Consider the following 25,673-nt stretch of genomic DNA (forward strand, 5'->3'; position numbering starts at 1 on the left):
CAGGTTCAGATGTTCGTCATGGCAAGCGAGGCGTCCGAATAGCGCTTGCCGGCAACCTGCCCGGTCGGGATGACCTCTTCAAGCTTCGCAAGTTCCGCCGGGCTGAGCACGATATCGGCGGCCGCGGTGTTCTGTTCGAGATGATGGAGCTTGCGCGCACCCGGTATCGGCACGATATCGTCGCCCTGGCTCAACACCCAGGCCAGCGCCAGCTGTGCTGCCGTCACGCCTTTCTCGGCGGCAAGCCGCTCGAGCGTCGCGACGAGGGCGGCATTGGCGTCGAAATTTTCCGCCTGGAAACGTGGCACCTGCCGGCGGAAATCGTCCGCGTCGAGATCCTCCACCTTGCGGATCGCCCCGGTCAGGAAGCCGCGCCCAAGCGGGCTGTAGGGCACGAAGCCGATGCCGAGTTCACGGCATGTCGCAAGCACCTCCTCCTCGGGATCACGCGTCCAGAGCGAATATTCGCTCTGCAGGGCTGCGATCGGATGGACCGCATGCGCGCGGCGAATGGTGGCGCTGCCGGCTTCCGAAAGCCCGAGAGCGCGGACTTTCCCTTCCTTCACCAGTTCCGCCATGACGCCGACCGTCTCTTCGATCGGCACGTTGGGATCGACCCGGTGCTGGTAGAAGAGGTCGATGGTCTCGATGCCGAGGCGTTTCAGCGAGGCCTCGGCCACGACTCGCACATGCTCGGGGCGGCTGTCGACGCCGGCAATGGCGGCAGTACCCGGCTTGCTGGCATCGATCTTGAAGCCGAATTTGGTGGCGATCACCACGCGGTCGCGGAACGGCTTCAGCGCTTTGCCAAGAAGAACCTCGTTGGTAAAGGGACCATAGACTTCGGCGGTGTCGAAGAAGGTCACGCCGAGATCGATGGCGCGATGCAGTGTCTTGATCGATTCCGCATCGTCGCTGGCGCCATAGGCAAAGCTCATGCCCATGCAGCCAAGACCGACGGCAGAGACGGTCAGATCGTTTCCGAGTTTCCGGGTTTTCATGATGCGCTCCCTTTTGAGCTGTTTTGAACCGCCAGAGTATGATGCCGAAAAGTGTGAGCGGTTTTCGGACGACATCACGCTCTCTAACTATTTAATTCAGAACAGGATTCAGATTTTGGGCCGACCGGCCTGAAATCATCCTGTTCTGGGGTTGTTGCGGTACGGGCAGACCATATCGCTGCCGCATCAATCAGAAAATACATGCAGCTTCTAACAGGTTGTTCTATCATTTCGATCAATGAACAGAACACAGCTCTCGCAACTCGCCGTTCTCGCCGCCGTCTCGGAGCATCGCAGTTTCCGGGCGGCGGCGAAGGAACTCCTCGTCGCGCCCTCGGCCGTCAGCCATGCGATCTCCAGCCTCGAAGATAGTCTGGGGGTGCGGCTTCTGGCGCGCACCACCCGCAGCGTCGCGCCAACGGAGGAGGGCCGCCTGCTTCTCGAAAGACTTCGTCCCGCACTCGAGGAGATCGATATTGCCTTGGAGGCCGTCCGCGATACGCGCGGCAAGCCGGCTGGAAACCTGCGCATATCAGCGCCGCGCTTCGCCTCCGATCTGCTGCTCGCCCCGCGCCTCGGAGATTTTCTCAATCTCTATCCCGATATTACCCTGGAGATCGCCAATGAGGACGGCTTCACCGATATCGTCAAGGAGGGTTTCGATGCCGGTATCCGGCTGGAGGAGAGCCTGGAGGCCGATATGATCGCGGTCAGGATCTCGCCCAATCTGACGACGGTGATCGCCGCTTCGCCCGAATATTTCGAGCATCATCCAAAGCCCGAGCATCCGCGTGATCTCGTCCATCACCGCTGTATCAAGCGGCGCTTCACCAACGGCTCGATCTATCGCTGGGAATTCGAAAAGAACGGGCAGGAACTCGTCGTTTCGGTCGATGGGCCGCTGATCGTTAGCGAGGACCGGCTGGCCCTGCTTGCGGCGCTGAACGGCGCCGGCCTTGCCTATCTCTTCGACATGCGGGTCTATGACGAACTGGCGGGCGGCACACTTGTGCGGGTGCTGGAGGATTGGTGCGCGCCCTATTCCGGGCCGTTTCTTTATTATCCCACCCGGCGGCAGATGCGCCCGGCGCTACGAGCCTTCATCGATTTCTTTAGATACAGCGCCCAGGATACGGGCGGCCGGTAAGGAATGGGAACCGGGCCGCCCGTTCTCATTAGGGCGCCGTGTGCATCAGGCAGCCTTTGCCTTCTGGTTTGCCGCCGTGGTGGCAAGCTGGGAAAGGGTCTTGTCGGTGGCCGTTTCCTGCTGCAGCGTCTGGTCGAGAAGGCCGACAGCCTCCTTGAGACCGAGCGTTGCGGCCCAGGTCTTTAGCGTGCCGTAACGGGCGATTTCATAATGCTCGACGGCCTGGGCAGCGGAAATCAGGCCGGCATCGAGTGCTGATGTGCCTTTGAATTCCTCCATGATTTCCTCGCCCTCGGCGATGATGCCCTGGATCGCCTCGCAGGTCTTGCCCTGGGCGCGCTTGCCGATCAGTTCGAAAACCTGCTGCAGGCGCTCGACCTGGCCTTCGGTTTCCTCGCGGTGCTTTTCGAAGCCCTTCTTCAGTTCGGGGGATTGGGCGGCGCGCGCCATCTTCGGCAGGGCGCGCAATATCTGCCGTTCGGCAAAGTAGATGTCCTTGAGGGTGTCATAGAAGAGATCTTCCAACGTCTTTTCCTTGGCCATTTTCTCGATCCTTGTTCTGGGGAAAACCGCTAATGCGGCGACACATTAAGAAGAGAAGATCGCGCTAATTGTTCCCGATCGATTTCGGGTGGACTGGTAATCGGTGCTGGGCGATGATTCCTGCCGTCGATATGGGAGGAAGATAAAGTCATGCGAAAGCCGAATTCGATGAAGGGTCTGGAGGACCTTGGCCGCGTGCGGCTGTCGCAAAACTTCTTCCTTCGCGATTTCCTGCATTCCGAAATCGCCGATTTCTATCGCATCCCCAATATCCCCGAGGATCCCGATCTGGCGATCGAGGCGGGCAGGAGGCTCTGCGAGGAATTGCTGGAGCCGCTGGAGGCGACGTTCGGGCGTCTGCATATCCGTTCCGGCTATCGTTCGCCTGCGGTCAACAGGTTCGGCAATGAGAACAAGCTGAACTGTTCGACCAATGCCGCCACCGCCGCGCATCACATCTGGGATATGAGGGACGTTGACGGCTGCATGGGTGCTGCCGTCTGCATTGCCGTGCCGTGGATGGTCGACCATTACCACGATGAAAGCGACTGGCAGCGGCTCGCCTGGTGGATTCACGACCACCTGCCTTATGCCTCGCTCTGCTTCTTCCCGAAGCTCTGGGCCTTCAATATTCAGTGGCACGAACGGCCGAAGCGGGTGATCCAGAGTTATGTCAGCCCGCGCGGCATCCTCACCAAACCCGGCATGGCCAATTGGGAAGACGATCACGCCGCCTTTTACAAAGGATTTCCTGCGCTCAGAAGGTGATACGATAGCGGATGTGGCCGTCGCTTTCGACATAGCTGTCGTAAAGCGCTCGCGCGGTTCTGTTCTGCTCGCTCGTATGCCAGTAGAGCCGCGACCAGCCCTTGGCTCTGCAGGTCGAAACGAGATCGTCCATCAGCGCCCGCCCGACGCCTTTGCCGCGCCCATCGGCAGCGACGAACAGGTCTTCGAGATAGCAGTCCCTGCCGCGGATCCATGTACCCTCATGCGTGAGATAGAGGGCAAATCCCATCACCCTGCCGTCGCTTTCGGCGACACGCATCGCGATTGCCGACGCCGGATCGAAGACCCGGCGCCATGTGGAATCGGTGATATCGGCATCGACCGTGACGTCGTAAAAGGCGAGATAGGCGGCCCAGAGCTCGCGCCAGCGGGCTTCGTCTTCGGGGCGGGCATCGCGTATCGTAACAGTCATTGGGCTCTTTCTTTCAGGCGCCGGCTTCGTCGAGCAGCGCCATCGCCTCATCGGAAAGCGCAAGTGTCGCCGATTTCGCCAGGCTTTCAAGCTGCGAAAGGCTGGTCGCGCTGGCGATCGGCGCCGTCACGCCCTTCTTGCGCAGCAGCCAGGCGAGCGAAATTTCCGCAGGCTTGGCGCCTGTCTCGGCCGAAACCGTGTCGAGCGCGGCCAGGATGCGCAGGCCCTTGTCGTCGAGATATTTCGAAACCCGGCCCTCGCGCGCGCGGCCTTGCGTATCGGCCTTGCTGCGGTATTTGCCGGTGAGGAAGCCGGCGGCGAGGCTGAAATAGGTGATGACGCCGATGTCTTCCTTGACACAGAGATCGGCAAGCGGCCCCTCGAAGCTGGCGCGCTCATAGAGATTATATTCCGGCTGCAGCACATCGTAACGCGGCAATCCGGCCTTTTCGGCAGCGTCGAAGGAAGCCTGGAGGAGTTTCGCATCATAGTTCGAGCAGCCGATCGCGCGGATCTTGCCCTGCTGCTTCAGCTTGGCATAGGCGCCGAGCGTTTCCTCATGCGGCGTATCTTCATCCGGCCAGTGCGAGAGATAGACGTCGATATAGTCGGTCTGCAGCCGGCGCAGCGAATCCTCGACCGCCTTCAGGATATAGGTCTCCTTCAGCGTCTTTCCCTGTCCCATGTCGGAGCCGACCTTGGTGACGATCACGACCTTGTCGCGGGAGACCTTGGCTTGGCCTAGCCAACGCCCGATGATCTCCTCGGAATCGCCGCCCTTGTTGCCCGGAACCCACGAGGAATAGACATCGGCCGTATCGATCGTGTTCAGGCCCGCGTCGAAGAAGGCATCGAGAATGGCGAAGGATGTTTTTTCGTCGGCCGTCCAGCCGAAGACATTGCCGCCGATGACGATCGGCGCGACCGATAGACCTGTTTTTCCAAGCCGGCGCATTTCCATGACGCTCTCCAGAGGTGTGAAGGAATTGAAATTGCGGATACGGCAGAACGCCGCCCCGACAGAACCTAGCGCATTCCGGGCATCGGGGAAGGCAAACTTCCGTGATTTCCGACCGCGCCATTGCGCCGCAGCTAAGGCCTGAATATGGTTCGCCGAACTCAATTTCGGGAGGCTTGGATCATGCTGCGTTTCGGTATCATTTCAACGGCGAAGATCGGCCGCGACAATGTCGTTCCGGCGATCCAGGATGCGGAAAATTGCGTCGTCACGGCGATTGCCAGCCGTGATCTCACGCGCGCAAGGGAGATGGCCGACCGCTTCTCCGTGCCGCATGCCTTCGGCTCCTACGAGGAGATGCTGGCCTCCGACGTCATCGATGCCGTCTACATCCCACTGCCGACCTCGCAGCATATCGAATGGTCGATCAAGGCGGCAGATGCCGGCAAGCATGTACTTTGCGAAAAGCCGTTGGCGCTGAAGGCAGACGATATCGACGACGTGATCGCCGCCCGCGACCGCAACCGGGTGGTGGTCAGCGAAGCCTACATGATCACCTATTCGCCGGTCTGGCAGAAGGTGCGCTCGCTGATCGACGAGGGCGCGATCGGGTCGCTCCGGCATGTGCAGGGCGCCTTCACCTATTTCAACCGCGACCCCGCCAACATGCGCAATGTTCCCGAGCTTGGTGGTGGCGGCCTTCCCGATATCGGCGTCTATCCCGTCATGAGCACGCGTTTTTCCACCGGCAAGGAGCCGCTCTGGATCCAGGCGATCACCGAGCGCGATGCGGATTTCGGCACGGATATCTATTCGAGCGTCAAGGCCGATTTCGGGGATTTCCAGCTGAGCTTCTATATCTCGACGCAAATGGCCAACCGCCAGGTCATGGTCTTCCACGGCACCGAAGGCTACATCGAGGTCAAGTCGCCGTTCAACGCCAATCGCTGGGGCCCGGAAGAGATCGAGCTTGCCGACCGCAGCCACAGTGAATCGCGCATCTTCCGCTTCCAGGACAGCCGCCAGTACAAGCGGCAGGTCGAGGCTTTCGCCCGGGCGGTGACGAATGGCAAGGAAGAGATCGTCACGCTCGAAAATTCGAAGCTGAACCAGAAGGTGATCGACGCGATCTATCGGGCCAGCGAGAAGGACGGCTGGGAAGCCGTCTAGCGCATAATCCCGAAAATCGGAATCGATTTTCGGAAAGGATTATGCGCCACTTCAGAGGGTTAGAGCGTCCTTAGCGCGTCCCGTTGGACGCGCGGCGCTCTAGTCACTCGGCCCGGAAGACGAAGCGCGAATAGCCGAAAAAGCTGAAGATCATCGAGGCGAGGCTGGCGACCACCATGGCCGCAAGCGGCTGAAGCGCCGGCAGCGACAGCAGAAGGGCGGAATAGAGCCCATAATTGACGAGCGCTGCCGTCACCCCGACCGAGCCATAGCGGAAGCCTTCGGCGGCAAGCGAACGGCCGGTGCGATCGAAGGTGAAGCTCCGATTGAAAGCCCAGGTCGCGGCCATGGCGAAGGCGATCGCGATGAGCCGCGCCAGAAACGGCCCGAGCGGCGTCAGATGGAGCAGCGCCGACAGGATGCCGGCGTCGACCAGAAAGCCGATGCCGCCGGCAATGGCGAAGCGGATGAGCTTTCTCATGCCGCATCCGCCTTGCCGGGACGCGCGCGCGATACCGGCCCTGCGTCGCTGAGCGGCGCCTTCAACGCGCTCGGCCTCTCCAGGCCCATATAATGGATACGGAGCTGTTCGGCGCGGGCGCGCGCAACGGAATCAAGGATGACGCCGGCGGTGAACAGCATGAAGGAGATCATCATCAGCGCCGTCGACAGCACCCAGGTCGGCATGCGGCTGACGAGACCCGTCTCGAAATATTCCGCCAGCACCGGCGCCATGAAGCCGAGGCTTGCCAGCATGAAGGTGGCGCTGATCGCGCTGAAAAAGGCGAAGGGCCGGGTTTCCTTCATCAGCATCGCGAACATCCAGAGGATCTTGGCGCCGTCGCGGAACGTCGAAAGCTTGGAGTGTGAGCCTTCCGGCCGACGGCCGTAGTCGAGTTCGAGCTCGCTGACCGGCAGCTTCAACCGGGAGGCGTGCACGGACATCTCGGTTTCGATCTCGAAGCCGCCTGATACCGCCGGGAAACTCTTGACGAAGCGGCGCGAAAACGCGCGGTAGCCGGAAAAGATATCGGTGAAGTCGGGGCCGAAGATCATCCGGTAGAGCAGATTGAAAAGCCGGTTGCCGAGCGCATGGCCCTGACGGCCCGCATCGTCGTGCACGCCGCGGCGGGTGCCGACCACCATGTCGGCGCGCTCCGTCAGCAACGTGCGCACCAGCTCTTCGGCATCCTCCGGCGCATAGGTGCCGTCCCCGTCGGCGATGATGTAGATGTCGGCGTCGATATCGGCGAACATGCGGCGCACGACATGGCCCTTGCCCTGGCGCCGCTCGCGCACGACATGCGCGCCGGCAAGCATTGCCTGCAGCGCAGTGCCGTCGGTGGAATTGTTGTCGTAGACATGGATCGCAGCATCGGGCAGCGTCGCCCGGAAGCCCTGGACGACAGGGCCGATCGTCGCCGCTTCATTGTAGCAGGGAAGCAGGACGGCAATATTCAGATTATCGGTACGCGATCGGGCCATGACTCTACTCGTTACACTGAAAGCCGCGCTCAGCCTAAATCACGCGCCGTTAATAAGACCCTATGACGCAGGCAAAATCAGCGGCTGCCACAAACGGCTTTACACTTTCTTGATCGGCGGCGGCTAAGCTTCGCTATCTGGAAACGAACCGCTAACCACGATGAACGCTGTGCAGCCGATCACCCACGCATCATCCGCGATAGACGCCCATCGGGTCGGGCTACGCGACCTGCTGACGCGTCTCTGGCCTGTTGTCATCGCCTATAGCGTCATCCTTGCCGCCGCCATCCTCATCACCAAGCTTTCCGCTGCGACCGATTACGTCGGCCCCGACAATGACGACGGAATGCGTCTCGTCGAAGTTCGCGATTTTCTGGCTGGGCAGGGCTGGTTCGATCTGATGCAATACCGTCTCGGCCTCGATGTCGGCACGCTGATGCACTGGTCGCGGCTGATCGACCTGCCGATCGCCTCGCTGATCTGGTTCTTCGGCCTGTTTGCATCCCATGAGACGGCCGAGGCGCTGGCGCTCGCTGTCTGGCCGGTATCGCTCATCCTGCCCGCCATGCTCGCCATGGCGGTTGCCGGTCGGCGCATCGGCGGTGTTGCCGCCATGCACATCAGTCTCGGCTTGACCGGTCTTGCGATCTACACCGGAAACCGTTTCGCGCCGGGTGCCATCGATCATCACAATGCGCAGCTGGCTTTGGTCGCGACGATGATCGCGATGCTGCTGGATCCAGAGCGTCGTGCCTGGAGCTATGCCGTCGCCGGCATCGCGGCAGCGGTTGCCATCGCCATCGGCGCCGAGACGACACCTTTCGTCGCCGCCGTCTGCCTGACCATTGCCCTGCTCTGGGCATGGGAGGGTGAAGATTTCGCTGCCGCCGCGAGGACCTTCGGGCTGGCGCTGGCGATTGCGATCAGCATCCTCTTCTTCGCAACAGTGCCGCCCCGGCTTTATTCGATGGTCACCTGCGACAATCTCTCGCTCGGCTATTACAGCCTGGCGGCGATCGGTGGCGGGTTGTTGTTGTTTTCGGCGGTTTTTGCCAGCCACCTGCGCCGGCCCCTGCGCTTTGCCGCGCTCGCCGTCGTCGGCGCCGGTGTTTTCGGTTCGGCGATCGTGATCGCACCGCAATGCCTGAGCGATCCGCTGGCCAGTCTCGATCCGATGCTGGTCGAGCTCTGGCTGAGGAATGTATCGGAAGCGCAGTCGGTTTTCGTTCTCGGGCGCACCGATCCCTTCTCGATCGGTGGCTTCTATGCCGCCGGCCTGTTTGGTATCGCCGTCTGCATCTTCCGCATCGTTCAGCGTGACCGCGTGCAGATCCACCTGATCCTGCTCTTCCTGCTGATGACGAGCTGGGCAATCGCACTGGTCCAGGTGCGCGGTTCCACCTTCTCGAACCTGATCTCGATCCTGCCGCTTGCCCTGCTGATCATCGATATCAAGCGTATCTCCAACGGCGACAGCGAGAATGTCGCCGCCGCCTTCATCTATATCGTGACCGTGCTCGCCAGTGCTCCGGCCGCCTGGGCCGTTGGTGGCGGGCTTATCTCGCTGCAAATGGAGAATGCTGCCCAGAAGAAGGCAGCGAAGCCGGCAAAGGAAATTTCCTGCACATCGCAGGCGGCGCTGGCGCCGCTCGCCGGGCTTCCGGCCGGACTGGTCTCCGCCCCGTCGGAAATGGGGGTGCCGATCCTCCGCTTCACGCAGAACCGGGTTCTCTCCGCGCCCTATCATCGCAATCAGGGCGGCATGCTGACGGAACTGCATATCGGCATGGCGGAGCCGCAGGAGGCGGAAGCCTTCCTCAAGGGGACTGGCGTGATGGCGCTTGCCTTCTGCCCCGGCGATCTGCAGACACGCGAGATCGCCAAGCTGAAGCCGGATGGGCTCTATGCGCAGCTCGGCAAGGGGAATATCCCGCCCTATCTGGAACCGCTTCCGAAGGCGGCGGACGTGGGCGTGCAATTCTTTCGCTATCGGCCAGCAACGAATTGACGCCGGCCAATTTCAGGATGGAATAAAGCATGTCGAGCAAAACTGTGCAGCGGTTTGGCGATAACGACATACGTTTGAGATAGAGGCCTCAAGCGCGAGGAGCGATCTGAAAGATCGCGACGCGCTTTCAGTGCGAGACACGCGTGGCGCGACGAAGGCGCTGATTGGCATAGAGCCCGATCACGAAGAGCATAAGGCCGCCATTATAGCCGAGCACGGCATAGACGAATGCCAGAAGGGACACCGGGCCGGGCGAGGTTATCGCCGCCAGCGCGAATGTCATTCCGATCAACGCGGCGACCAACGCGATCACGCCAGCCGACCGCATTTGCCCGGCGCTGATGCCCAATGCTGCTGCTGTGAGAATAATCATTTCAGCACCTTCCCAGAGATAACGAGGGGAAGCATAGGAAGCGCCAACTAACAAAGATTTACCGGCGGTCCTCGCCGAAAAGCCTTTGTATTGCGGTGGTTAGCAATCCCTTTCGGATAAAACGCATATTCTAACTATCCGTTCCGTGACAAAACAGATTTACTCGATTTTGTTGTTAGTTCGTCCGGCTGCAACGAGTGCATGTGCAGGATGCCAGGAGATGAGCGCTCTTGATGCAAGGGCGACGAACCCCTCCCACAACGATTTCAACGGCTGGGAAAACCGATCCCAAAGCCCGTGCCACCCTTCCTGTTTCCAGCGGATGGACATAGAAAGAGGGGATGAGCAACGTCTTCGACGGCGATTCGCCGACCAACCTTGCCGAATATTCGGTTTCGGAACTTTCCGGCTCGATCAAGCGCACCGTCGAAACCGCCTTCGACCAGGTTCGCGTGCGCGGCGAGATCTCCGGTTACCGCGGGCCGCACTCCTCGGGCCATGCCTATTTCGCGCTGAAGGACGATCGCGCCCGCATCGATGCGGTCATCTGGAAGGGCACCTTCTCGCGGCTGAAGTTCCGCCCGGAAGAGGGCATGGAGGTCATCGCCACCGGCAAGGTCACCACCTTTCCGGGCTCCTCGAAATATCAGATCGTCATCGAGACGCTGGAGCCGGCCGGCGCCGGTGCGCTGATGGCGCTGATCGAAGAGCGCAAGCGCAAGCTCGGCGCCGAGGGCCTGTTCGATGCCGCCCGCAAGAGGCGGCTGCCCTTCATGCCGAGCGTCATCGGCGTCGTCACCTCGCCGACCGGCGCCGTGATCCGCGATATCCTTCACCGCATCTCCGATCGTTTCCCCGTGCATGTCCTCGTCTGGCCGGTGAAGGTTCAGGGTGAGGGGTCCGGTGAGGAGGTGGCGAACGCCATCCGCGGCTTCAACGCGCTGGAGCCGGCCGGCGCCATTCCGCGCCCGGACGTGCTGATCGTCGCGCGCGGTGGCGGCAGCCTGGAAGATCTCTGGAGCTTCAACGACGAAATCGTCGTGCGTGCTGCGGCCGAAAGCGCAATACCGCTGATCTCGGCCGTCGGTCATGAGACCGACTGGACGCTGATCGATTATGCCGCCGATGTCCGTGCTCCGACGCCGACAGGGGCTGCCGAAATGGCGGTGCCCGTCAAGGCGGAGCTCGAGGCGCAGGCCGCCGCTCTTGCCGCGCGCCTGCAGGGCTGCATGAACCGGCAGATGGATCAGCGCCGCCAGTCGGTGCGCGCGCTGATGCGGGCATTGCCGTCGCTCGATCAGCTTCTTGCCTTGCCGCGCCACCGTTTCGACGAGGCGGCGACCGGCCTCGGCCGCGGGCTGGAGCTCAACACCATCAACAAGCGCCGCGGCTTCGAGCGCGCCGGCTCGCATCTGCGCCCCGATCTGCTGTCCGGCCGCATCGCCGAGCGCCGCCAGACGCTGAACGAGCGCATGGCCCGGGCCGAACGCACGGTCGAGCGGTTGATCGACCGCTCGAAATCACGCGTTGACCGCGCCGAAGCAATCCTCGCCTCGCTGCCTGCCCGGTTGAAGACCCAGACCGACCGCGGTCGCGAACGCCTTGGCAATCTTTCGCGCCATGCCGATACGGCGATCCGCCACCAGCTGACCCGTGCGCGCGCCGAGCTTTCTTCGCAGGACCGCGTGCTGCAGTCGCTCTCCTATAAGAATGTGCTGAAGCGCGGCTACGCCGTCATTCGCGACGAGGATAACAGGCCGGTCTCGCAGGCTGCTCAACTCTCCGCCGGCATGGGCATCGCCATCGAATTCGCCGACGGTCGTGTCGGCGCCATGACCACGGAAGGTGGCGCACCGCCGGCCGGTGCCAAGAAGCGCAGCGTAAAATCCGCAGAGCCACCGAAGCAGGGAAGCCTGTTCTGACAATGCGGATCCTGCTGGTGCTTGCCCATCCGTTGCCGGAAAGTTTTGCCACCTCGGTGGCGCGGACGGCCCGCGACGCGCTAGAAGCCTCCGGCCATGTCGTCGATCTGCTCGATCTCTACCGAGAAGATTTCGATCCGCGTCTTTCGAAGGCCGAGCGCAGCGGCTATTTCGATGTGCCCTATGACACCTCAGCCGTCGCCGATATCGTTGTCCGCCTGAAGGCGGCCGACGGCCTGATCCTCGTCTTTCCGCAATGGTGGTTCAATTTCCCCGCCATCCTCAAGGGTTTTTTCGATCGTGTCTTCGCCCCCGGGGTCGCCTTCAGCCATGACGCCGCCGGCGGCCGTATCGTGCCGCAGCTTACCAATATCAGGCTGCTCTATGCGCTGACGACGACGGGCTCGCCGTGGTGGCTGGTGCGTCTCTATATGGGCGATCCGGTGCGCCGGCTCTTGAAGCGCGGCATCGCCGCCTTCTGCTCGAAGCGGCTGCATTTCAAGATGCTCAGCCTGCACGACATGGACCGCGCCACCGATGCAAAGCGGAAGCTGCATCTCGATCGCGTGCGCAAGCTGCTATCGGCAATTCGATAGGCGCTATTCGAAGTCCGCAAGAAACTTGCGCAGCAGCCTGTCGAGTTCCGCCTTGTCGGCCGCGCTCAAATTTTTCGACAGCCGGTGCTGATTGACGACATGCGCATCGACGGCGGTCTCCACCGTCGCAAGCCCTTTTTCCGTCAGCGCGATGAGCACGCTCCTGCGATCCTCCGGATTGAGGATACGTTCGACGTAGCCCGCCTTCTCCAACTGGTCGATGCGGTTCGTCATCGTGCCGGAACTGACCATGGTCATCTCCAGAAGCTCCCCCGGCGAAAGCCGGTGGGGGGCGCCGGCGCGGCGCAGCGTCGCCAACACGTCGAAGGCGGAGGACGAAAGCCCCTGCTTCATGAGCACGGTCTCCACTTCGCGGCCGAGATGGGTACTCAGGCGTTTCAGACGCCCGAGGATGCCCATCGGTTCGACGTCGAGGTCCGGCCGCTCCCGTCGCCATTGCGCCAGGATCTTGTCGACATGGTCCATCTTGCCGTCTTCGCTCATGCTCCATCGATATCATTCATTATCTTGACGTCAAGATAAAAAGGCGTAGAATGAATTTATCTTGAAATAGAGATTCTTGATATGAAGACAAATTCCCGTTACGCCGCCGATCTTGCGGCAACCGCGCTTGCACCCGCCGTCTGGGGCAGCACCTATATCGTCACCACCTCTTTCCTGCCGGCCGGATATCCGCTGACGGTGGCGATGCTGCGCGCCTTGCCGGCCGGTTTACTGCTTCTCTTCCTGGTTAGAAAGCTGCCTTTCGGCATCTGGTGGGCAAGGGCTTTCGTTCTCGGCGCGCTTAACTTCTCGTTCTTCTGGGCGATGCTCTTCGTCTCGGCCTACAGGCTGCCAGGCGGCGTTGCCGCAACGGTCGGCGCCGTGCAGCCGCTGATCGTTATCGCTTTGTCGCAGCTTTTTCTCGGCAAGCCGGTCCGGCCGCTTGCCGTACTGGCCGGTCTCGCCGGCATGGCCGGCGTCGGACTGCTGGTGCTGACGCCGACGGCGGGGCTCGATCCGATAGGTGTCGCTGCCGGTCTGGCCGGCGCGGTCTCGATGGCGTTCGGCACGGTGCTGACGCGCCGCTGGGCGCCGCCGGTCTCAAACCTCACCTTCACCGCCTGGCAATTGACGGCGGGCGGCATGCTGCTGGTGCCTTTTGCCTTTTTCTTGGAACCGGCGCTGCCGATGCCGACCGCCGCAAACATTGCCGGCATTGCCTATCTCGGGCTGATCGGCGCAGCCTTCACCTATCTGCTCTGGTTCCGTGGCCTGGCGCGCATCGAGCCCTCGGCGGTTGCCTCGCTTGGCTTCCTTAGCCCGCTGGTCGCGACCCTGCTCGGCTGGCTGGCGCTCGGCCAGAGCCTGACGCCGGTGCAGATCGGCGGTTTCGCTATGGTGCTTGCCAGTGTCTGGCTCAGTCAGCGCACGATGATGCCGGTCAGGCCCATTCGCCCTGCCGCATCACCGGAACCCGCGAACCATCCGGCTTGATGCCGTCGATATCGACCTTGTCGGAGCCGATCATCCAGTCGATATGGATCAGGCTGGAATTGCCGCCCTGCGCCTTGATCTGCTCCTGGCTCAGTGTTGCGCCATCGAGGAAACATTTGGAATAGCACTGGCCGAGCGCGATGTGGCACGAGGCGTTTTCGTCGAACAGCGTGTTGTAGAACAGGATGCCGCTGGCCGAGATCGGTGAGGAATGCGGCACCAGCGCCACTTCGCCGAGCCGGCGCGCGCCCTCGTCGGTATCGAGCACCTTGTTCAAGACCTCTTCCCCGCGCGAGGCCTTGGCCTCGACAATGCGCCCGCCCTCGAAACGCACCTGGATATTGTCGATCAGCGTGCCCTGGTGCGAAAGCGGCTTGGTGCTCGACACATGGCCTTCGACACGCAGCGCATGCGGCGTGGTGAACACTTCTTCGGTCGGGATGTTCGGATTGCAGGTAACGCCGTTCTTGGCGGTGGACGCGCCGCCATGCCATTCATGCCCGTCGGCAAGGCCGATCGTCAGGTCGGTGCCCGGTCCCTTGAAATGCAGCGAGGCGAAGCGCTCGCCGTTCAGCCAGGCGGAGCGCTTGCCAAGATTGGCATTGTGCTCGGTCCAGGCGGCGACGGGATCGCTGACATCGACGCGCGAGGCGGCAAAGATCGCCTTGGCGAGCTTGGCGATCGCGATCGGCTCCGGATCGTCGGGAAAGACCACCTTGGCCCAGGATGGGTTCGGATAGGAGACGATGTTCCAGTTGATGTCGAAATTCGAGATTTTTTCCAGCGCCGGCTTGTAGGCGGTGGAGTTGGCGCGATTGGCGCGGCCGACCTTGCCGGCATCCTGCTCGGACAGCAACATCGGATTGTCGCCGGCGACCGCAAGCCGGGCCGCCCCGTTGGCATAGGCTTTGGCCATGCCCTCGTAGAGCCAGCCGGAGGCGCGGTCGAAGCTCTCGTCGCTGCCATACTGATAGCGCGCCAGCGTCGTTTCCTCGTCGGAATAGAAGGCAGAGACCAGCCCGGCGCCGGCCTGATAGGCGTGTTTGGTGATCAGGCGAACCAGCGGCAGCGCCACGACAGGCGCGGTGATCACCAGGTCCTGACCTTTTTGCAGCTGCAGCCCGACCTTGATGGCGACTTCCGCAAGCTTTTCCAGCTTGACGGGATCAATTGTGTTCTGGCTCTGGGGCATGAAAGTCATGGTTCAACCTGCCTTCTGTCATCGACGGTGCGAGGCCGGAAGACTTAGACCCGTTTGCGGCGAAAATGAAGCGTATCGCCGCCGAATTGCAAGCGGCCGGATATATGTCCGGCCGCCGGGCGCGCTTCAGGCGGCGACAGGTTGCCTGAGCAGGATCGAGTTATGCTTTTCGAGGAATTCCATCAGCCGCCGCGGGTAGTCCGCGCCGACGGCGGCCTTGACGCTCGCCCGTTCGGAGAGCGCCTTGCGCCAGTGCGCCACCCGCTCGAGCCCTTCGAAGATGCCGCTGTCGCCGAGCGTCTCGAAGAGATCGAAATACCGAAAGACCGGCGCGAAGACGGCGTCGACGAGGCTGAAGTCGGTGCCGGCGAAATAAGGCCCATCCGTCAGCACACCCTCGAGCGTCGCGAATTTGGCGATGAGCGCCTTGCGCTTGGCCTCGAGCTGCACGGCATCCTCAGCCGTCTCGTAACCCCAGAGATCGGAAAGCACGGAGGAGCCGAATTCCATCCAGCCGCGATGGCGGGCACGCGTCAGCGCGTCTTTCGGATGCAGCGCGACGCCCGGCTGCGTTTCCTCCAGATATTCGCAGATGACGCTGCTTTCGAACAGCACCGCCTCGCTGCCGTCCTCCTCCTCGATCCGCAGCAGCGGCACCTTGCCGAGCGGCGATATCTTCAGGAACCAGTCCGGCTTGTTGGCAAGATCGATATTGATGCGCTCGAAGGGCACGCCCTTTTCGAGCAGCGCGATCGCGGCGCGCTGCACATAGGGGCAGAGATGATGGCTGACGAGGGTAAGCTTGCTCATGAGCGCCTCCTTGGCAATGATGATAGATGTAAGTGCATCTAATATCGCTTGCGGCGGAATTCAAGATAGATGTAATTGCATTTATGTCCGAAAAAACATCGAATCCAAGCGAAGCGGTCACCTCTGCCTGGACGAACATCATGCGCGCCCGCGAGCGGCTGCTCGCTGCCATCGAGGCCGATCTGAAAGCGGCCGGCGTGCCGCCGCTTGCCTGGTACGACGTGCTTTGGGAATTGGCGCGCTCACAAGACGGCAGGCTGCGCCCCTACGAGAATCGAAGAGCGGACATTGCTGGCGCAGTATAATCTTTCCCGGCTGATCGATCGGTTGGAAAAAGAGGGCTTGGTCCGGCGCGAGGCCTTCGCTGAAGATGGGCGCGGCCGCTGGGTGGTGATCACAGATGCCGGCCGAAAGCTTCGCGAGCGCATGTGGACCGTCTATGCCAGATCGATCGAGACCCATATTGGCTGCAAGCTTGCCGAAAACGAGGCGAAGACGATCGCCGGCCTGCTCGACCGCTTCCTCTAGATTCGACAGTAAGAGCATGATGTCATCCGAAAACCGCCTACACTTTTCGGCATCATGCTCCGATCAGGCAATCAGCGGTGCGGCGACAGCCTTCAGCGCCTTCAACGCAGCCTTCGGATCGAGCCGCACCTGCAGCCCGCGCTGCCCGCCATTGATATAGACGAGCGGTTCGGCAAGGGCGGCTTCCTCGATCGCCGTCGGGACGGTCTTCTTCTGGCCGAACGGGCTGATGCCGCCGACATGATAGCCCGTCAGCCGCTCGGCATCGGCAGGCTTCATCATATTGGCCGATTTGCCGTGAAAGGCGCTGGCCAGCTTCTTCATGCTGACCTCGCGGTCCGACGGCACGACGACGCAGACCGATTTGCCGTCCACCTCCGCCATCAGCGTCTTCAGCACGCGATGTGGCGCCTCGCCGAGCGCTTCGGCCGCCTGCAGCCCGACGCGCTCGGCATTGGGGTCGTAGTCATAGGCATGAACGGTGAAGGCGACGCCTGCCTGCGAAAGAAGCTGTGTCGCGCGCGTGGTCTTGGACATCTCTTTCCCTCGTGAGCTCAGCGGGCCGCCTGTCGTCAGCCTCCGAACGTACCGGCGTAAATCTCCGGCTTGAAGCCGATCAGCAGCTTGCCCTTCGCCTCCAGCACCGGCCGCTTGATCATCGACGGCTGGTCGAGCATCAGGGCGATCGCCTTCTCCCGGCTGAGGTTCTCGCGCTCGGCATCGGGCAGTTTGCGGAAAGTGATGCCGGCGCGGTTGAGGACGGTGTCGAGGCCGGCTTGGTCGATCCAGGTTTCGAGATGGGCGCGGTCGATACCGAGCGCCTTGTAATCGTGAAACTCATAGGCGACGCTGTGTTCTTCCAGCCAGCTGCGCGCCTTTTTCATCGTGTCGCAATTCTTGATGCCATAGATGGTGACGGCCATGCCCGATCGATCTCCCTGTGATAGCAGCGAGATAACATGCACGAAGGCCAGCGCAAACGCCGTGCGACGTTTTATCCCCGAGCGCGTCGACGATCGCAGCCGGACAAAACCGGCCCCGCTCAATTCTCCAGCGTGCCGGCCTTGCGGGAGGCCTTGCTGGGTTCGTCGCAGGCGATCTTCATCAGGTCGCCGCGCCGCCGCACCAGCCGGTCGGAGGTTCGGGTCAGGATCAGCCCGTCCTGCGGCGCGGTGAGCTCGATGCTGCCGCCCGGCTGCCCCGGCCGGGTGACGATCGTCGCCAGAAGGTCGCCTTCCGCAATCTTCTCGCCGATATTGCGATGGAAAAGCACGGCGCCGCCTTCTGGAGTGCGGATGATCTCGACATTATCGAGCGGCACGGCCGGACCGGAAAATGCCATTGCCGCTGGCTTCCCGTCACTGACGATCCCCCGTGCCGTAAGGAAGCGCCAGAGCCCGTCCGCATCCCTTTTCGCCAGCACCGGATCGACATCGCGCTTGCCGCGCAGCTCGACGGTGACGGAGAGTTTTCCGGGCAGCCGGGATTGGCGCTCGCCGGGAACTTCATATTTCCATGCAAAGCCGACGGCCTCCTCGAAGGCCGAGCTTTCGCCATCGGAAAGCAGCACCGCCTTCATGTCGAGCGCGGCGGCGAGATCGGCCGCCTCCGGCCAGAAGGCCTCGTCGATATAGGCATATTGCAGGGATTCGTCGTCGCAATGCAGGTCGAGCACGAGATCGGCCCCGAGCGCCATGTGCAGCAGCTGCCGCTTCAGCCTGTCGGTAGCCGGATAATCATCGAGGTTTTCGATCAGCGCGGCGCGATCCGCAACGGAGATCAATGGGAAATCCCGGTTGAAATTGGTGCGCGAGCCCAGGTCGAAACGGCCCTGCAATTCGCCGAAATGCGATTGCGCCGCACCGATCGGATTGGCCTGTGGCACGATGGTGATATCGCCGGCGATCGCGCCCTGGCTTTCCGCCTGCCGCAGCCTCTCGCAGAGGAAATGCAGCAGCACCGTTCCAGGCAGCTCGCCGGCATGCAGAGCCGCCTGGATATAGGTCTTCGGCGCCTTCAGGTCGCGGCCCTTAAAGCGCAGCACCGGCAACCGCCACTCCGTTCCCGGCGTATCTCCAGGGATGATGATCTCTGAAACGTCCACTGATGTTGTTCCCCATTTGCAATCCGACGCCCAAACAGGCTTTCCCGAGTCTTATGCGCGGAAATCAGGCAAGCGCAAGCCACGGTCGGGGACATCACTGCCCTCAGCCGAGCAGCGGCCAGCGATCGATGATCTGATATTCGGTTTTTCCGAGAACACTGTGGATGAGCAGGAACTCGGATGCCATCCATGAGACCGGACGGTCGAGGGTCGCCGGCGGCACGGCCCTGCGGTCGTAGAGAAGTGTCATATGCGGCTTGTAATCGCGGCCGACATTGTGCCGCAAGCCGGCATTGTACATGCCGACGCCCAGTTGGACGTGCAGCCGTGTCAGTGGTTTCCGTCCGCCTTCGCCGCAAAGCACAAGCGAACGCGCCTGCGGGAATCGCATGATCCGGTCGAAGCTTATTGCGATCGGGGCACTCTCGACTGTGGCGCCGGCCTGTCGTGCCGCGAAGACCACATCCTCCGGCAGCTTCGGATAATCGCCGACCCAGATGATCGACACATGCAATGTCGTCAAGCGCGGCATCCCGGAAAGGGAGAAGGCTCGACGATAGTCATCGGCGATTGCGGCCGCCTGCTGCTCGACGGCATTAGGAGGGCAGAGCGCAAAGAAAAGTCGGTGTCCGCTGACGTAGCTTTCGTTCCGCCGTCCGCGACCATTTTTGTCGTCTCCGAAGTCGAAGGGCATCTGGTTCATAGAGTTTCAGGTCGTCATGACCCGCCTCGTCGTTTTCAAAACGCGACGAAGATACTCTGCATGGAAGCAACATCAAGAACAAAAAGAGAACATAATTTCCCGATATGCTCGGGGTCACACTTATCCGAAACGTCGCTCAGGACCGGGTGAAGTGGATAGTCGGTCGACAATGCAGGGGTGCATCGCAATATTTCCCGGAAGCCCGGCGCGCGCAAGAAACGGGTTGAAACAGCGGCCGTCCCATACGATTTTGAGGTCATCGAAAACGCGGAGCTGTGTCATGGCTGAGACAACGCACCACTATCTCATCTTCGAAACCGCGGGTGGTTTCTGCGGCATCGCCTGGAGCGATGCCGGCATCACCCGCTTCCAACTGCCGACCAAATCAGCGGAAGCGACCGAACGGCTGCTGTTGCGCCGCCTGCCGGATGCCGAACCCAGCGCGCCGACGCCCGCTGTGCTGGAGACGGTCGCTGCGGTGAAGCGCTACTTTCAGGGCGAGGAGACGGATTTTTCCGGCGTCGAAGTGGATCTTGCCGGCCAGGATGCCTTCTTCAGGGATATTTATGCGGCGGCAAGGCGTGTCGGCTGGGGTCGCACCACCACTTACGGCGCGCTGGCGAAGGAGCTCGGCGTCGGGCCGGAAGCCGCCCGCGACGTCGGCCAGGCAATGGCGAAGAACCCGGTCGCTTTGATCATCCCCTGCCACCGCGTACTTGCGGCCGGCGGCAAGATCGGCGGCTTCTCCGCTCCCGGCGGTTCGTCATCGAAGGCCCGCATGCTGGAGCTCGAAGGCGTCAACCTTGCACCGCCGCCGCCTGCCCAGCAGTCGCTGGGTTTTTAGGCGGCGGCTTTTTCGCTTTCCGCAATTCCGGACGCAAAGCTGCTCTTTTGCTGGAATTGCTTCGGCAAAATCTCGGCCGATCAATGCGGGCCGGCTGTCGGCCGAATGATGACCTCGCTGACATCGACGTCATCGGGCTGGCTGACGGCGTAGAGGATCGAATTGGCGATGGCCTCGGGGCCGATGGTGATCGCCCTGAAAGCCTTCATGGCGTCCCGCGCCGTCGGATCGGTGATGGTGTCGGCCAGTTCCGATGTCGTCGTGCCGGGCGAGATGACGGTAACGCGGATACGATCTGTCTCCTGCCGCAATCCGTCCGAGATCGCCCGCACTGCGAATTTCGTCGCGCAATAGACGGCGGCGGTCGGGGAGACGCTGTGGCCGCCGATCGAAGACAGGTTGATGATCTGACCTGATCCCTGCGCCTTCATGATCGGAAGCGCCGCCGCGATGCCGTAGAGAACGCCCTTGATATTGACGTCGACCATCCGGTCCCACTCGTCGACCTTGAGAGCCTCAAGCAGCGAGAGCGGCATGACACCGGCATTGTTGACGATCACGTCCAACCGGCCGAATTCGGATTTGGCAAAGCCTGCGAAGGCTTCGACATCCGCCCGGTCGGTGACGTCAAGCTTTTGCAGGCGCACCGACCCGCCCTTTGCTGCGATGTCGCCGGCAAGTTCCTCCAGGCGCTCGGTGCGGCGGGCGCCGATCACGATATGGGCGCCTGCGGCAGCCAGCACCTTTGCCGCAGCCTCTCCGATGCCGCTGCTGGCCCCGGTGATGGCAATGACTTTTCCTTTGATATCAGACATTTCAAGCTCCATGTGCACGCCGTTCGCCTGGCGATGCGGCTGAGGGTTTTCTTGGTGGTCAGGCGGGAAAATCGGCGCTGAGCGTCGTCTCCGCCCAGGCATCGAATTTTGCGCGCAGCGCATCGTTGCCTTTCAGGCGGCACATCATTTGCTCCGAAGCACCATGCCGCCATGATGAAGGGTGTTGCCGTCGACGAAATCGCCGTCGGCCGTAAAACCCGTGTCATCCCAGTATTCGATATGGCTTCCGGTGACTTCGTAACGTCCTCGATAGGCACTTTCCCGGTTGCCGCGGGCTTCGTCGTAACGGCCATTTGGCAGAAGTTCGTGGCGGACGCGGCCATCATCCGTCATCCACATGCCGACATAGGGATGTTGCTGCATTCTGTTTTCGCTTGTTTGTTGCTGCTGATCTCGGCGGTTCACGGCATCGGTGGCGGACGAACTGGTCGCCGTGCCAGCCAGAGTGACCGCCGTGATAAACTGCAGGACCGGGCTTTTGAAAATCTTTCGCATTGCCTTGCCTTTCGAAGAAGATCTGCCGATGAGTGCGTCTTGGCGTTGATCTCGACTTGAAAGATAGCGTGCCCATCTGCGATGATTAAGTTGCCAATCCAGGATGCCCTGGTTAGAAATACTAACCAATGGTCGATGATCTCGAAGGCATTTCAGTTTTTCTTGCGGTGGCCGAAGCGCGGAACTTCCGGCTTGCCGGCGAGCGGCTCGGTGTCACCCGCTCGGCCGTCAGCCAGGCCCTGCAGCGCCTCGAGGATAGGGTCGGCGTCGCCCTGGTCCAGCGCACGACGCGCAGCGTCAGCCTGACCGAAGCCGGCGAAGTGTTCTTCGACGCGGTTCGTCCATCGGTCCGCCAGGTCAAGGATGCGATGCAGACGGTAAGGGAGATGCAGGCGCGCCCGAGCGGCCTGCTGAGGATCACCGTTTCGTCGATCGCCGAGAACTTCCTGTCCGGCACGTTGCTGGCCGGCTTCATGGAAGCCCACCCTGACATCAAACTCGATATCACCATCACCGATGACGAATTCGATATCGTTGAAGCCGGGTTCGACGCCGGTGTCCGGCTCGGCGAAGTGATCGAACAGGACATGATCGCAATTTCAGTCTCCGAAGAGCAGCGACAATGCGCGGCCGCATCCCCAGGCTATCTCGAGCGCCGCGGCCACCCCCGCCATCCCCGCGACTTGCAGAACCATGCCTGCATTGGATGGCGGCCGCGCCCGGATACGGCGCCTTATCGCTGGGAGTTCACCGAGAATGATCGCGACTTCGACGTCTCCGTCGATCCCGCCGTCACGACCAACGACATGGGAATGATGATCCGCATGGCCTGCGCGGGGGCAGGCATCACCTTCGGCATGGTGGAAACCTTCCAGCCCTATATCGACCGCGGCGAACTCGTGCCGCTGCTGGAGGACTTCTGTCCACCCTTCCCGGGCTTCCATCTCTACTACCCCAGGCGCCAGCGGCAGCCGCTGAAGCTGCGCGCATTGGTCGATTATGTGCGTAGATTTGACGGGCGCCAGATGTGATCCGTGCCGGCCCGAGCCGCCTTAACCAGAGGACGCATCAGCAAATAGAATGCGAAGACGTGGGTGATCATCAGCAAGGGCACGTAAATGATCGGGATCGCGTATGCGGCGCTCAATTCCGCCGCCCGCGCCGGCAGGCCGGCCTGGATCGCGTGATAGTAGTCGAGGGCGAGGTCGCCCGTTCCCACGAGATTGAAGGCGACGACGAACAGCCAGAAGATCGGACGTATCCTGATCGTGACGAGCGCCAGCATGGCGAGCAGCCCGGCCGCGAGGTCGCCAAAGGCAGCGAAGGTGGCGAAGCTGGCGGGCAGGTTGGGACCGACGACGCCGGGCAGAATGAAGACGAGCCCGAAAAAACGGAAGCTGTGCAGAGTGGCGATCGCGCGGTGCGCCTTGACCCTGTCCATCGATTTGAGCCAGGGCAGAATATACGCACCGAAGCAAAGCAGCCACGTGATATAGCCGAGCACGAGATGGGTTTGAAAGATCAATTCCGTCGACATCGGGGCACTCCTGATTTGTGGGGTCCAGATGTACGGCCGCTTCTCGCGATCGACTATTGGCGATAATATCGATGCGGTATGAAGCAGAACTTCACAGTCAGGCAAGGCGCGCTCGACGGCGTTGAGGCGTTTCTGAGCGTTGCCCATCACCGTAGTTTTCGCAGAGCAGCCGCGGAACTCGGGGTGATCCCATCGGCAATCAGCCAGGCCATACGCGCTCTTGAGGAACGTGTCGGCGCAGTACTCTTCATCCGCACGACGCGCAGTGTCGGTCTGACTGAAGCCGGCGAGCGGTTCCTGACGCGCGCAAAGCCCGCTTTCGAGGAACTGGTCGCGGCAAGCGAGGTTGCGCGTGAACTCGGCCAGAGACCGGCTGGACTGTTGCGTCTCACGGTGCCGCCGGCAGTGGTGCCGATCCTGCTGGAGCCACTGATCGCATCCTTCTGCCAGGCCTTTCCGGAGATCGAGGTGGAGGTCGCCGCGAATGAGGAGCTGGTCGATATCGCCGCCGGGGGATTTGATGCCGGTATCCGGCTCGGCCAGTTCATCGCAGCCGACATGGTCGCGGTCCGGCTGACGCCGTCCTTCCCGCTGGTGGTCGTCGGCAGCCCCGAATATCTGCACCGGAGAGGGCGGCCCGAGCGTATCGACGATCTGCGTCAACATGCCTGCATCCGCATGCGCCGCTCGAACGGCTCAATCGCGCCGTGGTCGTTTGTCAGCGGCAAAAAGCCGATCGAGGCTGTTGTCTCCGGGCCGCTGATCGCTCATGATTTTCCCACCATGCTGGGAGCCGCCGTCGAAGATATGGGGCTTGCGCAAGTGCCGGAGCCAATCGCCGCCGGACCCGTGAAGGCCGGAAAACTCGTCCGCGTCCTGGAGGCATTCGCACCGATGGCGCCGGGTGTGTTCCTCTACTATCCCAGCCGTCATCAAGTGATGCCGAAGCTGCGGGCCTTCATCGATCACGTGAAAAGCCGGGCGGACGCTGCCGGCAAAACCTGAATTCACATCGACGACAAGCAAACACCAGCCACGAAAATGCGTTGAGGTGAGGCGGCTGTTGTTGCGAAGATAATGCCGCATCCATTGATTTCGAACACCTAAATGACGCTCAAGATTGCCCATGACACGCGGTTTTGCTATTCCCGATCCTCAAGGGATCGGTCCTGGCGAGGCGGGCGTCTTCATCCCGGTTCTACCGGTCATGGCCCCAGTATCACGGCCTGGCGGCCGGAGCCCCACGATCATCAATCCCGTTGTCGGAGAACATATGCTGGACGAGGTCTTTCCCATTCCGACCAGGGCCTTGATCCGCCAGGGCGGGCGGGCCTGTTTTTTTCGTCTCGTCAATACGAGCCCCCTGTTGATACAGGTGCAATCGGGAACGAAGATTGTCATGACAGATGACAAGGCTTTGCGCCTTGGGGCGGGCGCCTATGGCTTGCTGCCCGACTATCGACCGTTGACGATGGAGAACATTCCCAAAGCGCCGCAGAAGTATCAGACCCTGGCGCTTCCTGTTCCGCGACAGCTCTTCGAGGAAGCCTACACCAGGATGGGATCGATCGCTGTTCCATCGAGGCCTGTCCCGGCAGGCACCTCGAAGCTGCCGGAGGAAGCCGCGGCATTGTTTGAATATTGCTGTCAGCCCGGCAATCTGACGAGGCTTCCCGGCGCCATTGCCAAGGCGCGTTTGATGGAGCTGATCACCTGGTTTGCGCTCTGCGGAGCGGTGTTGGGCCAATGCCAAAGCCCTCGGCTCGAAGACCGGCTGCGGCAGATGATCGAAAGTGATACGGCCTTTGATTGGACGCTGGGGCACGCGGCGCGCTCGTTCAACATGAGCGAAGCGACGCTGAGGCGTAAGCTGGCCGCCGAGAATACCGGCTTCAGTGAGATCTTGAGCGATACAAGGATGAACCGCGCCTTGGGCCTCATTCAAACCACAACTCTGCCGATGGCGCAGGTTGCGCTTGAGGTCGGTTACGATTCACCGTCGCAATTCGCGGCGCGGTTCAAAGAGCGGTTCGGCGTCAATCCACGCCATGTGCGGGGCGGGGCGGAGCGTTTTGAGCGGATCGGGGCAGAAGTTGAGCATAGCGGGGCAGATGCACTTGCTCCGTGACGATAGTTTTCCTGCATTATCAACCGCAGGAAAACAGAATGCGTTTTATCACAGCAGTACTTCTCGCCACATCCGTCTTTGGCGCGACGGCCGCACAGGCCGAAATGAAGCTCACTTCCAAGGATTTGACCGCCGGCAAGTCCATGGCCGACGCGCAGGTCTTCAACAGCTTCGGCTGCGCCGGCAAGAACATCTCGCCGGAACTGACCTGGTCGGGTGCGCCTGAGGCGACCAAGAGCTTCGCCATCATGGCTTACGATCCGGATGCTCCCACAGGCTCGGGCTGGTGGCATTGGTCGGTGTTCAACATTCCCGCAAATGCTTCGGAGATTGCCACTGGCGCAAGCGGTGACAAAAAGTTTCCCGCAGGCACTGTCGAAGGTCACACCGACTTTGGTACATCAGGCTATGGTGGTGCATGCCCGCCGGCCGGCGATCAGCCGCACCACTACCAGTTCACCGTCTATGCGCTCTCGGTCGACAAGCTTCCGCTTCCCGATACTGCGCCGGCCGCCATGGTTGGCTTCTATGTCAGGGCAAATACGCTCGACAAGGCCTCCGTCGAGGCCACCTACGGCCGCTGAAG

The 25,673-nt window shown here is 61.6% G+C and carries 28 protein-coding genes and 2 pseudogenes; 13 read left to right on the top strand and 17 right to left on the bottom strand.

Annotated elements, in window-relative coordinates:
• Positions 1-5 precede the first annotated feature (5 nt).
• Positions 6-1,001, bottom strand: a complete 996-nt coding sequence (locus CUJ84_RS23765) for an aldo/keto reductase (RefSeq protein ID WP_105007962.1) — start codon at positions 999-1,001, stop codon at positions 6-8.
• A gap of 238 nt (positions 1,002-1,239) precedes the next feature.
• On the opposite strand from CUJ84_RS23765, the gene CUJ84_RS23770 reads away from it, so the two are divergent.
• The gene (locus CUJ84_RS23770; RefSeq protein ID WP_105007963.1) at positions 1,240-2,148 is read left to right on the top strand and encodes a LysR family transcriptional regulator; all 909 of its coding nucleotides are present in this window, start codon (positions 1,240-1,242) and stop codon (positions 2,146-2,148) included.
• Between the two features lie 45 nt (positions 2,149-2,193).
• On the opposite strand, the gene CUJ84_RS23775 is transcribed toward CUJ84_RS23770, so the two are convergent.
• Complete coding sequence (locus tag CUJ84_RS23775) at positions 2,194-2,691, bottom strand: ferritin-like domain-containing protein (protein WP_105007964.1); 498 nt, start codon at positions 2,689-2,691, stop codon at positions 2,194-2,196.
• A 113-nt stretch (positions 2,692-2,804) separates the two neighbouring features.
• Here CUJ84_RS23775 and CUJ84_RS23780 point away from each other — a divergent pair.
• A pseudogene (locus tag CUJ84_RS23780) lies at positions 2,805-3,459 on the top strand (hypothetical protein).
• On the opposite strand, the gene CUJ84_RS23785 reads toward CUJ84_RS23780, so the two are convergent.
• Positions 3,449-3,892: a GNAT family N-acetyltransferase gene (locus CUJ84_RS23785; RefSeq protein WP_105007966.1), complete on the bottom strand. Its 444-nt coding sequence runs from the start codon at positions 3,890-3,892 to the stop codon at positions 3,449-3,451. The pseudogene CUJ84_RS23780 and the gene CUJ84_RS23785 overlap by 11 nt on opposite strands.
• A 13-nt stretch (positions 3,893-3,905) precedes the next feature.
• Positions 3,906-4,853, bottom strand: a complete 948-nt coding sequence (locus CUJ84_RS23790; RefSeq protein WP_105007967.1) for an aldo/keto reductase — start codon at positions 4,851-4,853, stop codon at positions 3,906-3,908.
• Between the two features lie 180 nt (positions 4,854-5,033).
• Between CUJ84_RS23790 and CUJ84_RS23795 the strand changes: the two genes are divergently transcribed.
• The gene (locus CUJ84_RS23795; protein WP_105007968.1) at positions 5,034-6,020 is read left to right on the top strand and encodes a Gfo/Idh/MocA family protein; all 987 of its coding nucleotides are present in this window, start codon (positions 5,034-5,036) and stop codon (positions 6,018-6,020) included.
• A gap of 103 nt (positions 6,021-6,123) precedes the next feature.
• On the opposite strand, the gene CUJ84_RS23800 is transcribed toward CUJ84_RS23795, so the two are convergent.
• Both CUJ84_RS23800 and CUJ84_RS23805 read right to left on the bottom strand, forming a co-directional pair.
• Positions 6,124-6,501 (bottom strand): GtrA family protein, encoded by a 378-nt coding sequence (locus tag CUJ84_RS23800; RefSeq protein WP_105007969.1) that lies wholly within the window; start codon positions 6,499-6,501, stop codon positions 6,124-6,126.
• Positions 6,498-7,505 carry a glycosyltransferase gene (locus CUJ84_RS23805; RefSeq protein WP_018447922.1) on the bottom strand — a complete coding sequence of 336 codons (1,008 nt, stop codon included), beginning with the start codon at positions 7,503-7,505 and terminating at the stop codon, positions 6,498-6,500. Before CUJ84_RS23805 ends, CUJ84_RS23800 begins: the two co-directional genes overlap by 4 nt.
• A gap of 160 nt (positions 7,506-7,665) precedes the next feature.
• Here CUJ84_RS23805 and CUJ84_RS23810 point away from each other — a divergent pair, with 160 nt between their 5' ends.
• Positions 7,666-9,513 (top strand): hypothetical protein, encoded by a 1,848-nt coding sequence (locus CUJ84_RS23810; RefSeq protein ID WP_105007970.1) that lies wholly within the window; start codon positions 7,666-7,668, stop codon positions 9,511-9,513.
• A gap of 127 nt (positions 9,514-9,640) precedes the next feature.
• On the opposite strand, the gene CUJ84_RS23815 is transcribed toward CUJ84_RS23810, so the two are convergent.
• Positions 9,641-9,886, bottom strand: coding sequence for a hypothetical protein (locus CUJ84_RS23815; protein WP_018069953.1), 246 nt, complete (start codon positions 9,884-9,886; stop codon positions 9,641-9,643).
• A gap of 341 nt (positions 9,887-10,227) precedes the next feature.
• On the opposite strand from CUJ84_RS23815, the gene xseA reads away from it, so the two are divergent.
• Both xseA and CUJ84_RS23825 read left to right on the top strand, forming a co-directional pair.
• Positions 10,228-11,808 (top strand): exodeoxyribonuclease VII large subunit, encoded by a 1,581-nt coding sequence (gene xseA, locus CUJ84_RS23820; protein WP_105007971.1) that lies wholly within the window; start codon positions 10,228-10,230, stop codon positions 11,806-11,808.
• A 2-nt stretch (positions 11,809-11,810) separates the two neighbouring features.
• Positions 11,811-12,404, top strand: coding sequence for an NAD(P)H-dependent oxidoreductase (locus CUJ84_RS23825; RefSeq protein WP_105007972.1), 594 nt, complete (start codon positions 11,811-11,813; stop codon positions 12,402-12,404).
• A 3-nt stretch (positions 12,405-12,407) separates the two neighbouring features.
• Here the strand turns inward: CUJ84_RS23825 and CUJ84_RS23830 are convergent, their stop codons facing one another.
• Positions 12,408-12,908 carry a MarR family winged helix-turn-helix transcriptional regulator gene (locus tag CUJ84_RS23830; RefSeq protein WP_105007973.1) on the bottom strand — a complete coding sequence of 167 codons (501 nt, stop codon included), beginning with the start codon at positions 12,906-12,908 and terminating at the stop codon, positions 12,408-12,410.
• 81 nt (positions 12,909-12,989) lie between these two features.
• Here CUJ84_RS23830 and CUJ84_RS23835 point away from each other — a divergent pair, with 81 nt between their 5' ends.
• Entirely contained in the window at positions 12,990-13,901 is a 912-nt protein-coding gene (locus CUJ84_RS23835) for an EamA family transporter (protein WP_105007974.1), read from the top strand.
• Here CUJ84_RS23835 and CUJ84_RS23840 read toward each other — a convergent pair.
• Both CUJ84_RS23840 and CUJ84_RS23845 read right to left on the bottom strand, forming a co-directional pair.
• Positions 13,849-15,102 carry an aminopeptidase gene (locus tag CUJ84_RS23840; RefSeq protein ID WP_105007975.1) on the bottom strand — a complete coding sequence of 418 codons (1,254 nt, stop codon included), beginning with the start codon at positions 15,100-15,102 and terminating at the stop codon, positions 13,849-13,851. The two genes, CUJ84_RS23835 and CUJ84_RS23840, sit on opposite strands and share 53 nt — an antisense overlap.
• 126 nt (positions 15,103-15,228) lie before the next feature.
• Positions 15,229-15,912 carry a glutathione S-transferase family protein gene (locus CUJ84_RS23845; protein WP_105007976.1) on the bottom strand — a complete coding sequence of 228 codons (684 nt, stop codon included), beginning with the start codon at positions 15,910-15,912 and terminating at the stop codon, positions 15,229-15,231.
• A gap of 83 nt (positions 15,913-15,995) precedes the next feature.
• Here CUJ84_RS23845 and CUJ84_RS23850 point away from each other — a divergent pair.
• A pseudogene (locus CUJ84_RS23850) lies at positions 15,996-16,440 on the top strand (MarR family winged helix-turn-helix transcriptional regulator).
• Positions 16,441-16,503: 63 nt separating this feature from the next.
• On the opposite strand, the gene ybaK reads toward CUJ84_RS23850, so the two are convergent.
• From ybaK to CUJ84_RS23870, 4 genes are all read right to left on the bottom strand, one after another.
• On the bottom strand, positions 16,504-16,977 hold the full coding sequence (gene ybaK, locus CUJ84_RS23855) for a Cys-tRNA(Pro) deacylase (RefSeq protein WP_105007977.1): 474 nt from the start codon (positions 16,975-16,977) through the stop codon (positions 16,504-16,506).
• A gap of 35 nt (positions 16,978-17,012) precedes the next feature.
• Positions 17,013-17,363, bottom strand: coding sequence for an ArsC family reductase (locus CUJ84_RS23860; protein WP_105007978.1), 351 nt, complete (start codon positions 17,361-17,363; stop codon positions 17,013-17,015).
• Positions 17,364-17,482: 119 nt separating this feature from the next.
• Positions 17,483-18,544: a succinylglutamate desuccinylase/aspartoacylase domain-containing protein gene (locus CUJ84_RS23865; protein ID WP_105007979.1), complete on the bottom strand. Its 1,062-nt coding sequence runs from the start codon at positions 18,542-18,544 to the stop codon at positions 17,483-17,485.
• 103 nt (positions 18,545-18,647) lie between these two features.
• Positions 18,648-19,247, bottom strand: coding sequence for a 2'-5' RNA ligase family protein (locus CUJ84_RS23870; protein WP_105007980.1), 600 nt, complete (start codon positions 19,245-19,247; stop codon positions 18,648-18,650).
• Positions 19,248-19,527: 280 nt separating this feature from the next.
• Here CUJ84_RS23870 and CUJ84_RS23875 point away from each other — a divergent pair, with 280 nt between their 5' ends.
• Positions 19,528-20,091 (top strand): methylated-DNA--[protein]-cysteine S-methyltransferase, encoded by a 564-nt coding sequence (locus CUJ84_RS23875; RefSeq protein WP_105007981.1) that lies wholly within the window; start codon positions 19,528-19,530, stop codon positions 20,089-20,091.
• Positions 20,092-20,171: 80 nt separating this feature from the next.
• Here CUJ84_RS23875 and CUJ84_RS23880 read toward each other — a convergent pair whose 3' ends face one another.
• Positions 20,172-20,906: an SDR family oxidoreductase gene (locus tag CUJ84_RS23880; RefSeq protein ID WP_105008292.1), complete on the bottom strand. Its 735-nt coding sequence runs from the start codon at positions 20,904-20,906 to the stop codon at positions 20,172-20,174.
• 144 nt (positions 20,907-21,050) lie between these two features.
• Positions 21,051-21,422, bottom strand: a complete 372-nt coding sequence (locus tag CUJ84_RS23885) for an Atu4866 domain-containing protein (protein ID WP_105007982.1) — start codon at positions 21,420-21,422, stop codon at positions 21,051-21,053.
• A 128-nt stretch (positions 21,423-21,550) separates the two neighbouring features.
• Between CUJ84_RS23885 and CUJ84_RS23890 the strand changes: the two genes are divergently transcribed.
• Positions 21,551-22,453 carry a LysR family transcriptional regulator gene (locus tag CUJ84_RS23890; RefSeq protein ID WP_105007983.1) on the top strand — a complete coding sequence of 301 codons (903 nt, stop codon included), beginning with the start codon at positions 21,551-21,553 and terminating at the stop codon, positions 22,451-22,453.
• Here the strand turns inward: CUJ84_RS23890 and CUJ84_RS23895 are convergent.
• The gene (locus CUJ84_RS23895; protein WP_105007984.1) at positions 22,420-22,959 is read right to left on the bottom strand and encodes a hypothetical protein; all 540 of its coding nucleotides are present in this window, start codon (positions 22,957-22,959) and stop codon (positions 22,420-22,422) included. The genes CUJ84_RS23890 and CUJ84_RS23895 overlap by 34 nt on opposite strands.
• Positions 22,960-23,037: 78 nt before the next feature.
• Between CUJ84_RS23895 and CUJ84_RS23900 the strand changes: the two genes are divergently transcribed.
• The 3 genes from CUJ84_RS23900 (at position 23,038) to CUJ84_RS23910 (ending at position 25,671) form a co-directional block, all read left to right on the top strand.
• On the top strand, positions 23,038-23,964 hold the full coding sequence (locus CUJ84_RS23900) for a LysR family transcriptional regulator (protein ID WP_105007985.1): 927 nt from the start codon (positions 23,038-23,040) through the stop codon (positions 23,962-23,964).
• A 268-nt stretch (positions 23,965-24,232) separates the two neighbouring features.
• Positions 24,233-25,087, top strand: a complete 855-nt coding sequence (locus tag CUJ84_RS23905) for a helix-turn-helix domain-containing protein (RefSeq protein ID WP_105007986.1) — start codon at positions 24,233-24,235, stop codon at positions 25,085-25,087.
• A gap of 38 nt (positions 25,088-25,125) precedes the next feature.
• A complete protein-coding gene (locus CUJ84_RS23910; RefSeq protein WP_105007987.1) occupies positions 25,126-25,671 on the top strand; it encodes a YbhB/YbcL family Raf kinase inhibitor-like protein in 546 nt (181 codons plus the stop codon).
• Positions 25,672-25,673: the final 2 nt, after the last annotated feature.

It is taken from the genome of Rhizobium leguminosarum (assembly GCF_002953715.1).
Taxonomy (GTDB): Bacteria; Pseudomonadota; Alphaproteobacteria; order Rhizobiales; family Rhizobiaceae; genus Rhizobium; species Rhizobium leguminosarum_V.